Annotated in this window: 7 protein-coding genes, 2 tRNA genes and 2 pseudogenes; 5 read left to right on the plus strand and 6 right to left on the minus strand. The window is 71.6% G+C overall.

All coding sequences use genetic code 11. The features are described 5' to 3' along the window. Positions 1–140 precede the first annotated feature (140 nt). The gene (locus tag AC0CYZ_RS05025; RefSeq protein ID WP_472212946.1) at positions 141–854 is read left to right on the plus strand and encodes a GPR1/FUN34/YaaH family transporter; all 714 of its coding nucleotides are present in this window, start codon (positions 141–143) and stop codon (positions 852–854) included. Positions 855–1,414: 560 nt separating this feature from the next. Here AC0CYZ_RS05025 and AC0CYZ_RS05030 read toward each other — a convergent pair. After that, a tRNA-Pro gene (locus AC0CYZ_RS05030) sits at positions 1,415–1,491 on the minus strand. 486 nt (positions 1,492–1,977) lie between these two features. Here AC0CYZ_RS05030 and AC0CYZ_RS05035 point away from each other — a divergent pair. Together AC0CYZ_RS05035 and AC0CYZ_RS05040 are read left to right on the plus strand one after the other, a co-directional pair. Continuing rightward, positions 1,978–2,051 (plus strand) — tRNA-Gly (locus AC0CYZ_RS05035). 34 nt (positions 2,052–2,085) lie between these two features. Beyond that, entirely contained in the window at positions 2,086–3,294 is a 1,209-nt protein-coding gene (locus tag AC0CYZ_RS05040; protein ID WP_472212948.1) for an RNA polymerase subunit sigma-70, read from the plus strand. 26 nt (positions 3,295–3,320) lie between these two features. On the opposite strand, the gene AC0CYZ_RS05045 is transcribed toward AC0CYZ_RS05040, so the two are convergent. Continuing rightward, positions 3,321–3,884, minus strand: coding sequence for a dihydrofolate reductase family protein (locus AC0CYZ_RS05045; RefSeq protein ID WP_472212951.1), 564 nt, complete (start codon positions 3,882–3,884; stop codon positions 3,321–3,323). Positions 3,885–3,955: 71 nt separating this feature from the next. Further along, complete coding sequence (locus tag AC0CYZ_RS05050; RefSeq protein WP_472212953.1) at positions 3,956–4,651, minus strand: phosphatase PAP2 family protein; 696 nt, start codon at positions 4,649–4,651, stop codon at positions 3,956–3,958. 410 nt (positions 4,652–5,061) lie between these two features. Between AC0CYZ_RS05050 and AC0CYZ_RS05055 the strand changes: the two are divergent. Together AC0CYZ_RS05055 and AC0CYZ_RS05060 are read left to right on the plus strand one after the other, a co-directional pair. After that, positions 5,062–5,496 (plus strand): annotated as a pseudogene (locus AC0CYZ_RS05055) (class I SAM-dependent methyltransferase); the annotation flags it as partial. 5 nt (positions 5,497–5,501) lie between these two features. Beyond that, positions 5,502–5,576, plus strand: a pseudogene (locus tag AC0CYZ_RS05060) (Mini-circle protein); the annotation flags it as partial. A 14-nt stretch (positions 5,577–5,590) separates the two neighbouring features. Here the strand turns inward: AC0CYZ_RS05060 and AC0CYZ_RS05065 are convergent. From AC0CYZ_RS05065 to AC0CYZ_RS05075, 3 genes are all read right to left on the minus strand, one after another. Then, on the minus strand, positions 5,591–6,070 hold the full coding sequence (locus AC0CYZ_RS05065; protein ID WP_472212955.1) for an SRPBCC family protein: 480 nt from the start codon (positions 6,068–6,070) through the stop codon (positions 5,591–5,593). A 3-nt stretch (positions 6,071–6,073) separates the two neighbouring features. Beyond that, on the minus strand, positions 6,074–6,427 hold the full coding sequence (locus AC0CYZ_RS05070) for an ArsR/SmtB family transcription factor (protein ID WP_472212957.1): 354 nt from the start codon (positions 6,425–6,427) through the stop codon (positions 6,074–6,076). A gap of 96 nt (positions 6,428–6,523) precedes the next feature. After that, a partial coding sequence (locus AC0CYZ_RS05075) for a uracil-xanthine permease family protein (RefSeq protein ID WP_472212959.1) occupies positions 6,524–7,519 on the minus strand: 996 nt, incomplete at its 5' end.

Consider the following 7,519-nt stretch of genomic DNA (forward strand, 5'->3'; position numbering starts at 1 on the left):
GCCCGCCGGGTCCACCCCCGACGGAAGGCCGCGGTCTCGTTCGGACCGGGCGCCCGAGGGGCGACCCGGACCGGCGCCACCACCCCGGACGCGCCTCGTCCAGAAGGCACATCCGGTCTCTGCGACCACAGGGAGGACGAATGACCGACATCGATCACGGCGACGGGCGCGGGGTCCACGCCAAGAAGATCAGGGAGCCGGAGGAACTCCAGGGCGCCGCGGCTGCTCCCGAGGGCTCGCGGCGTCTCGAGGTCCTGCTCGGAGGCGGAGGTGACCCGTTGGTCTTCGGGTTGCCGGTCTTCGTGTCCGGTTCGCTCGTCCTCGGGCTCGCACTGATCGGGGGGGTGCCCATCCCGAGCTCGCTGGGCTCCGTGCTGGCGGCGACCACCTTCGCGACCGGCCTCGGCGAGTTCGTCACCGCGCTCTGGGCCATGGGACTCGGCCAGACGATGGTGGCGGCCATCTTCGGCTTGTTCGCCGGATTCTGGTTCAGCCTCTTCGCCGTGGTTCTCGGGCTGCCGGCCCCGGCCGGCCACGACTGGTTCAACATCCCGGCCGCGCAGGCCACCCCCACGCTGGAGATGTTCTTCCTCGCCTGGTTGATCGTCTTCGTGTTCCTGACGATCGGCATCCTGCGGCTCCCGGCGAGCTACGTGCTGATCATGGTGTTCGTCGACATCGCCGTACTGTTCGTGCTCCTCGGGGTCGCGGTGAGTCCGTCGTTGTTCATCGTGGCCGGGGCGAGCACCCTGGCCTTCTGCGCGGTCGGGCTCTACGCGTTCCTCAACACCGCGTGGGCAGCCAGCGGGGCCACCCGCGGCCTGCCTCCCTTGGGGCCACCAGTGCTGCGTTGACACGCTCAGGGCGGAGGGCTGTGGCGCGACGAGTCGTCGACTCACCACGGTCCGCGTGAGCGTTGTGCCGGGCGGGTAGATCGGCGACTCGTGCTGATCACTTTGATGGCGTTCGGGGAGCCCCGTGCGACGCCCACGAACACCGGGGTCGCGCGCTTGTGCCTGGCTGCGGCGCGCCGGCTGGTCTGATCACCGCTCTCGGGCACTCCGGCGGAGCCGAGCGACCCGCGTGGCCAACTCGATCAGCAGCCTACGTGGGCACCCGTCCAGATCGTGCAGCCGACGATCTCCGTACTGGTGGGCCGCAGTGGCGGGAAGCGTCCGGCAGCTCGGGGGTGGAGAGGTCCGCGGGCGTGGGCGTCCGCCCGCTTTGCAGGTCTCAGAGCCGCGCCGGGGTCGGGGACGCGCGGGTGTCATGGGCTCGCGCGCGCTGCTTGGTCGAGGCCCTCGGTCGCGCCAGGCGCGTCCCTCGACGAGATGCACGAGGCCGTCGACCGGTGCAGTAGTCGGTGCAGTGCGCGGACCCATTCCTCCCCGTGATGCATCACCGGAGGTCCCACTGGTCGGGGTGGCGGGATTCGAACCCACGGCCCCTCGCTCCCAAAGCGAGTGCGCTACCAAGCTGCGCTACACCCCGTCGTGGATGAGTGTAGAGCGCCCGCCCGTACGCTCCGCCGGACGCCGCGCGGGCGGTCGCGACAGGGGTGCGGACGTCGTCGTCCGCACCGGGTCCCCTCGCTGCTAGTCCAGACCCCGGACGATGTGGTCCTCGTCGGTGTCGATCGTGATGTCGCGCTCCGTGTCCATTCCTGGGCTCCCTTCCGACGGTGCTGTGGCCCGAGTCCATCGTCGGCGATCCGGGGACCCCTACCGCGAAGTACCAGGTGAGGCTCACAGATCAGGTCCGGCGGGAACTCCCGACGGCCGGCGATCTGAGTTGTGTACTCGTTCACGAGGCCCGGGTCGAGGACTGGACCGTGACAGAGCGTCTACTGAACGATCAAGTAGGGCCGTTCCGCCCCTCGGAGGAGTGAGCCGGGCCGGACGGCGGGTCCGCGACCCCCGCCGAGGGCCGGGGTGACCGAGCATCGGATACGGTGGTCACGGCTCGTCCACGGGCCACGCGGGCGTAGCTCAATGGTAGAGCCCCAGTCTTCCAAACTGGCTACGCGGGTTCGATTCCCGTCGCCCGCTCCACAGCATTGCCTCGGCGCAGAGACTCGCAGCCGCCGTGACCGCCACGAGGACTCGCCGCCGCGACCACGTGTTCTCCCTGACGACCGACGAGCTACGCGCCGCCGTCGAGCGGGCGAGTCGGGACCCGAGCCGACCGCGCCTGGCAACGGCCCGGTGTCAGCGGCCTCACCGATCAGAAATCCTCCGCCGGATCGTCGATTCCCGTAGCTCCTCGCAACGGGAAGGATTGATGACCATGACGGACGGCAGGCTCCTGGGTGCCGAGGAGGCCATGTCCATCGCGGCGGTCCGCTCAGGCGACACGGCGCGGTTCGCGCTCCTCACGGAGCGCTACCGGCGTGAGCTGCAGGTGCACTGCTACCGGATGCTCGCGAACTACGAGGACGCCCAGGACCTGACGCAGGAGACGTTCCTGCGGGCGTGGAACAAGCGGGAGTCGTTCAGGGGCCACGCTGCGCTGCGGACCTGGCTGTACCGTATTGCGACGAACGCCTGCCTCGATTTCCTGGACAAGCGCAACGACCGCACACCCGCACCGTCCGAGCTGCCGGACCCCGGCTTCGAGGTGCCGCACCTGCAGCCGTACCCCGACCAGGCCCTCCCCGAGGACCCGCAGGAGTCGGTGGTGGCACGGGAGACGATCGATCTGGCCTTCATCGTGGCCGTTCAGCACCTGCCACCTCGGCAGCGGGCGGTGCTCATCCTGCGTGACGTCCTCGGCTGGCCGGCGTCGAAGGCCGCCGACGCCCTCGATCTGACCGTCGCATCGGTGACCAGCGCGCTGCAGCGGGCCCGAGTGACCATGCGCGAACGGCTGCCCGACCGCCGCCTCGACTGGCGGAGCCCCGCCACGCACGAGCTCTCGAATGACGAGCGCGACGTGGTCAGGTCGTACATCGACGCCCACGAGCGCAACGACCTCGACGGGTTGGTGGCCCTGCTGCGCGACGACCTGAGGTTCACGATGCTGCCCGATCCGGGCACCGTGATCGTGACGGCGAAGGACGCGGTGGACGGTTGGCTTTCCGGCGGGCTCTTCCACCGCGGCCATGACGACTGGCGTTGTCTCACCACGACCGTCAACCGGATGCCTGCCGCGGTGCTGTACCTCCGCGCCCCCGACGATTCACAGTACCGGTTGCTGAACATCGCGGTCCTGCACATCGTGGACGGGAAGATCGCGGAACTCACCGGGTTCGACGCCACCGACAAACCATGGCTGGGTCTGCCCCCGACACTCTGACCGGACACCGAGCACCTGGTCGATACTCATCGCCTCGTCTCGTAACGGGCGAGCGCCACACCGCCGGAAAACGTTCGCGTCTCCACCAGATTCACGTTCATCCAGTTGTCCAGCGCGGTGAAGAACGGTGCGCCTCCACCCACCAGGACCGGATGGGTGACGATCGCGTACTCGTCGATCAGCCCGGCCCGCATCGCCGCCCCGGCGAGGGCTGCGCCACCGATCCTCATCGGCCCGCCGTCCTCGGCCCTGAGCCGAGCGATCTCCGCGACCGCGTCGCCGGCCACCAGGCGGGTGTTCCAGTCGACCGCGTCGACCGTCGAGGAGAACACCACCTTCGGCGTGTCCCGCCAGTCCCGCGCGAACTCGATCTGCGCCGGGGTAGCGCCCGGCTGTTGGTCGCCGGTCGGCCAGTAGGCGCTCATGTTCTCCCACAGCCTGCGGCCGTACAGCGACAAGCTGATCGCCCGCTCGTGGTCGAGCCACCACTGGAACAGCTCGTCGCTCGGCCCGCTCCAGCCGAGGTCATCGCCGGGCGCGGCGATGTAACCGTCCAGGGTCACATTCATGGCGAAGATCAGTTTCCGCATCGTGCCAGCCTCCTGTGAGTCGGTCTCACAGATACAGACGGGCGCCGCGCGGAAACCTGATCGGTGCTCGTTCAGCAGCGATCCGAGGCTCCCTCGCAAGCCCGCTGACCTCGTTCACGGAGCGCCGCGCGATCGGCGACCGCGTCGATGACCAGGGCGACGAGCAGCACGACCGCCAGGACGACCCCGACCGCACCCACCGTGTCCGTCGGGTAGTGGATCCCGCGACCGACCAGCGACGTCCCCACCGCGACGACCACCAGCGCCAGGGCGATCGCGCCCACCCACCGCAGCGCCCGCGGGACGAGCGCCCACCCGAGCAGGAGCACCGCCGCGGCGAGGGCCAGCGAACCGACGGCCGCGGTGTGCCCGCTCGGAAACGCGAGATCGCCGCCGCGGGTGCGGTCGATGAGCGGCTTGAGCACCAACGACGTCGTCACCATCGCCAGGAGCGGCCCCAGGATCGCGAATGCGAACCCGCGGCGCCCGCGGGCGACGTAGGCCAGCGCCGCCAGCGCCACGAGGACGACGGCGACGGGTGCCGGGTCGCCGAGGTCCGCGAAGCCCTGGCCCAGGAGGCGCGCGGGGCCGTGACGCATGGCCACATCGCCCGCGATCGTCCGGTCGAGGTGACCGGCGCTGGTGTCACCGGCGAAGTGCCAACCCAGGATCGCGACGGCCGCCGCAGCGAGCACGGCGACCGCCGCGACGGGCTTCCTCAGTCGCGGCGCCACGAGGGGCGACCGGTCGCCCGTCCATGACCTCACCCGGCCATCGTGCCCGCTCCGCCATCAGGTGACGGTGTCGCGAGCCCCTCGGCGCACGTGTCGAGCTCGGCGTCGCGACGAGCCACGTCTGCACGACCAGCTGCTCCACTGCCTCGGCGAGCAGCGCGGAGAACGTCGCTAGGGTTGCGGCGTGCGGTACGGCGTGGACGGGTGGCCCTACCTCGCGGGGCTCTGCGGCGCGGCCGGCGGCCTGACCGTCGCCGCCGCAGCGAGCGCTCGACGGCTACCGGCGGTCGCGGTGGTGCTCGGCGTGGCGGCGACGGCCGCAACGGTGCCGGCCGCACTCGGCGTCCACTACGTGCTGCGCGGCAAGCACGCGTTGCGGGATCGCCTGCTCGACGAGGTGACCTGGAGCGGCGACGAGGTCGTGGTGGACCTTCGGCGCGGGTGCCGGGCTCCTCGCCGTCGGGGCGGCGCACCGCACCCGCGGCCCGGTGCACGCCGTCGACCTGTTCGTCGCCGCCGACCTTTCGGGCAACTCCGCCGCCCGGCTGCGGGAGAACGCCGTGCGGGACGGCGTGGGCGGGCACGTCGTCGTGCACCGGCGGGACGTCCGCGACACCGGTCTGCCCGACGCGAGCGTCGACGTCGTCGTCTCGACGCTCTGCCTGCACAACCTGGACGAGCCCGCCGCCCGCCGCGCCGCCCTCGACGAGGCCGCCCGCGTCCTGCGACCCGGGGGCACGATCGCGCTGTCCGACCTCGCTCACGTCGACGACGAGTACGCCCCGCACCTGCGCTCGCGTGGATTCCGGGTCACCCGCCTCGAGCGGGTCACCGGGACGTTCCCGCCGCAGCGCCACCTCGTCGCGCAGGCGCCCTGAGTCGCCTTCACATGATCGGCGAGTACGCCGGGCACGCCGACCTGGTCCGCGAACGCGTCGACGGCGCGACCGGGGTGTGAGCCCCGGTCCGGCGTCAGTCGGCCAGGACCTCGTCGAGCCGCTCGTAGCCCTCCACGACGCCCTCCTGCATGCCGCTGACGAGGATCGCGTCGCGGGCCTCGAAGGACTCGCCGAGCGAGAAGCCCTCGAGCCGCGTCCGGCCGCCGGGGAGCTCGGTGAAGGTCACCGTCTCCAGCGCGACGCCGTCCGGGAAGCCCTCGTAGGTGAAGGTCTGCACGATGCGCTCGTTCTCGCGCAGTTCGTGGAACGACCCGAAGAAGCGGTGCTCCGTGCCGTCCTCGCCGACGTGGGTGTAGCGGTAGCCGCCGCCGGTCTCGGCGTCCCAGCGCTGGACCGTCATGGTCAGCCGGCGCGGGCCGAGCCAGCGCACGACGAGCTCCGGGTCGACGTGGGCGCGGTAGACGGCTGCGGGCGGGGCGTCGAACTCCCGGGTGATGCGGACGGCGGGGACGGTCGGGTCGGCGGTGATGGTGGTGGCGAGGGTGGTGTTCACGGGTCACTCCTGGTCTCGGTGCAAATCGCGGTCACGGGTCTCGGGCAGGTCGGCGAGGACGGCGTCGAGTCGCTGGTAGCGCGCCTCGGCGCGGCGGCGGTGCTGGTCGATCCAGCCGGTGAGCAGGTCGAACACGTCGACCTCCAGGTGCGCCCAGCGCTGCTGGCCGTCCCGGCGGCGGCTGATCAGGCCGGCCGCCTCGAGCACGCCGAGGTGCTTCGAGACGGCCTGGAGGCTCACGTCGTAGGGCGCCGCGAGCTCCGTCACGGTGGCGTCGTCCGCGGTGAGGCGGGCGACGATGTCGCGCCGGATCGGGTCGGCGAGGGCGGCGAAGGCCCGCGAGAGCGAGTCGTCCACGGTCGGCCACCGTCCTCGTATTCAACGTTCCGGTTGAGTACGAATGTAGGACCAACCAGGCCGAGATGTCAACGGGATCCGCGAGCGGCCGGAGAATCAGCGCTCGGTGGGAGGCACGCCGGCGTCCTCGCCGGTGACGGCGGGCGTCGGGTCGGTGCTCGTCGGGTCGCCGTCGGTCGGGCCGGCGCCACGGCCGGGCGCGAGCCGGCGCAGCAGGTGGTAGCCGACCACGACGACGACGGTGCCCAGCGCGATCCCGCCGAACTCGCCGCCGGAGAACGTGAACACCACGTCGCCCACCCCGATGACGATCCCGGCGGCGAGCGGCACGAGGACCTCGGGCCGCGAGAAGTCGACGCGGTTCTCCACCCAGATGCGCGCCCCGAGCAGGCCGATCATCCCGTAGAGCACCACCGTGATCCCGCCCAGCACCCCGCCCGGTGTCGCGGCCCCGACCGCCCCGAACTTCGGGCAGAAGCCGATGAGCACCGCGACGAGGGCGGCCACCCAGTACGCCGCGGTGGAGTACACCCGCGTCGCCGCCATGACGCCGATGTTCTCGGCGTAGGTCGTCGTCGGGGAGCCGCCGACCGCGCCGGCGACGGCCGTGGCGAGCCCGTCGGCCGCGAGCGCGCGGCCGAGGTAGGGGTCGAGGTCCTCGCGCGTCATCGACGCGACCGCCTTCACGTGGCCGGTGTTCTCGGCGATGAGCGCGATCACGACCGGCACCACGAGGACGATCGCCGCGCCGCTGAACGCGGGCAGGTGCAGGCCGGGGGTGTTGGGGGTGCCGAACGGCAGGCCGACCCACGGGGCCTGGGCGACCGACGAGAGGTCGAGCCGCGCGTGCGTCGAGACCACGCCGGAGGCGTTCGGCGCGGTGATCGGCCCGAGCACGGCGTCGAGCAACGCGGAGAGCAGGTATCCGACGACGAGCCCGACGAGCACCGCGAGCCGCCCGATCATGCCCCGGCCGGCGACCGCGACGATCATGACCACGAGCATCGTCACCAGCGCGACGCCCTGGTCCTGCGGCCAGTACGTGCCCGCCACCACGGGGGCGAGGTTGAGCCCGATCAGCAGGACGACCGC

It is taken from the genome of Actinomycetospora sp. (genome assembly GCF_055612215.1).

Coding starts and splice junctions, on each gene's coding strand:
- AC0CYZ_RS05025 (WP_472212946.1), top strand. CDS start 141: ATGACCGACATCGATCACGGCGACGGGCGCGGGGTCCACGCCAAGAAG.
- AC0CYZ_RS05045 (WP_472212951.1), bottom strand. CDS start 3,884: ATGCGGAAACTGATCTTCGCCATGAATGTGACCCTGGACGGTTACATC.